Here is a 1,879-nt window from a genome sequence, read left to right as displayed (position 1 = left end):
GTTGCCGGTGCCGTGTCATCGCCCCGATCCGGACCTCGCCGGTACCGTCGGCGTCGCGCTCGATCGAGATCCGGCCGAGCTCGCCGGCGAGATCGTTGATGTCGATCAGGTATTCAAGCTGGGCCAGTCGCAACTTCATCATCGGCAGGAGGCTGTGCCCACCGGCCACCACGCGGGCGTGGCTGCCGAGTCGTTCGAGCAGGTCGATCGCATGGTCGACGCTGGTCGCGCGTTCGTACTCGAACGGCGCCGGAACCTGCATGCGACCCCTCCCTCCTGTGTGTCTCTGTGCGCTTCGGCTTGACGCCACCGTGCGGCAGGGCGAGCCTCCCACGCCGCCGGCCCAGAGTAAACCGGTGCATCAGCGTTTCCTGAAGTCCCCCTGACCAGGTCTCTCAAGTCTTTACTAAGGTCAGCGGCGTGACACCGACCCAGTTGCGTGCGTTCGTCGCGGTCGCCCGCCACGGTTCGGTCAAAGACGCCGCCGAGGAACTCGCCGTCACCGAAGCGGCCGTCTCCGGCCACGTCGCCGCGCTGCGCAAAGAGCTCGACGACCCGTTGTTCACCCGCGCCTCGGTGGGCATCGCGTTCACGCCGGGCGGTCTCCGACTCGCCTCGCGGGCGTCGGAGATGCTCGGACTGCGCGATCGCACCGTGCGCGAGGTGTCCGAGGCCGGGCGCGGCCGGCGCCTGCTCCGCCTCGTTACCACCTCGATGTTCGCCGAGTACTGCGCGCCGGGGCTGATCCAACTGTTCACGAACCGTGCGAGCGATCTCGACGTCGAACTGTCGGTGCAGACCACCGACGAGTTCCCAGCGCTGCTCGCGTCGCGCGCGGTCGACGTCGCGATCGGGCCGCGCGCGCCGGTGGTGTCCGACGAGCTGACGCGCACGCCGTTCCTCAAGTACCAGATGACGATCGTCACCGGGCCGGCGACAGCTGTCGCCGGTGTCCGGGTCCGACCCGAGGCGCTGCGCGACGAGCTGTGGCTGCTCGGACCGTCCGCGACCGAGCCCAACAGCCTGACCCGCCGGATCGTCGAGTCGATCGGTGTGCCCGAATCGAACCAGCGGATCTTCCAGAGCCACTCGGCCGCGGTCGAAGAGATCAAGCGCTCGCGCGGCATCGGCCTGGCGGTGACGTTCGCCGCCGCCGACGATCTCGCCGCGGGCCGCCTGGTGCGGATCGACGTGCGCGGCGGGATGCAGGAAGGCATCTGGACGGCGAACGCACTCCCGAACCACAGCGCGACGGCGTCCGCCGCCGAACTGCTCCGTTTCATCACCACGCCGCGCGCCACCCAGGCGATGCTCCACGGGGAGGGCGCGACGATCGGCCACTTCAAGCCCAGCATCCACGTCACCCTCTGGAGCTGAAGCGCGCCCGACGAACGCGCGTCATACCTGGTCAGGGGGACCTCTTAAGCATTCACTAGGGCGACGTTTGCGCCTGCGCCGGGGGCGGGGCAGCATGCGGTCACCGCGGCCGGGGGCCGTCCGCGGCCGCCGAGCAGGTCAGGGGTGATCGGATGGGGATCGAGTCGTCGGGTCACAGCCGCGGCAATCCGCGCATCTACGAGTTGATCGAACACACGCCCGACAGCAGCGACGGTTCCGACGGCAAGAGCCCGACCCTGAAGGCGTGGCCGCAGTTCGTCGAGTTCACCAAGGTCGCCGGGCAGCCGGTCCGCGGTCCGTGGCCTCCGCATCAGGAGCCGCGCCCCGACCCCGACCGCCCGGGCGCCACCGACGGCCCGGTGGCGATCCCCGACCCACAGGGAGGCGAGTAAGTGTTCCCGTCACGTTTCGCGTACGAAGCCCCCCGGACGATCGAGGAGGCGATCGAACTGCTCCAACGCGGCGACGGTGAGGCCAAGGT

3 protein-coding genes are annotated in these 1,879 nt (G+C 69.6%); 2 read left to right on the top strand and 1 reads right to left on the bottom strand.

Features of this window, described 5'->3' with window-relative positions; genetic code table 11:
- Positions 1–262, bottom strand: a 262-nt coding sequence (locus GX543_RS15330; protein WP_290853131.1) for an FAD binding domain-containing protein, incomplete at its 3' end; no start/stop codon positions are given.
- Between the two features lie 158 nt (positions 263–420).
- Between GX543_RS15330 and GX543_RS15325 the strand changes: the two genes are divergently transcribed.
- Positions 421–1,377, top strand: a complete 957-nt coding sequence (locus GX543_RS15325) for a LysR family transcriptional regulator (RefSeq protein ID WP_290853128.1) — start codon at positions 421–423, stop codon at positions 1,375–1,377.
- Positions 1,378–1,529: 152 nt separating this feature from the next.
- Positions 1,530–1,790, top strand: coding sequence for a hypothetical protein (locus GX543_RS15320; protein ID WP_290853125.1), 261 nt, complete (start codon positions 1,530–1,532; stop codon positions 1,788–1,790).
- Positions 1,791–1,879: the final 89 nt, after the last annotated feature.

The organism is Gordonia sp. (in: high G+C Gram-positive bacteria) (assembly GCF_012515855.1).
Classification (GTDB): domain Bacteria; phylum Actinomycetota; class Actinomycetes; order Mycobacteriales; family Mycobacteriaceae; genus Gordonia.
This window is presented reverse-complemented; position numbering and strand designations above follow the sequence as displayed.

What these genes read in the sequence shown, in the direction of transcription:
- GX543_RS15320 (WP_290853125.1), top strand. Translation starts at nt 1,530, where the DNA reads ATGGGGATCGAGTCGTCGGGTCACAGCCGCGGCAATCCGCGCATCTAC.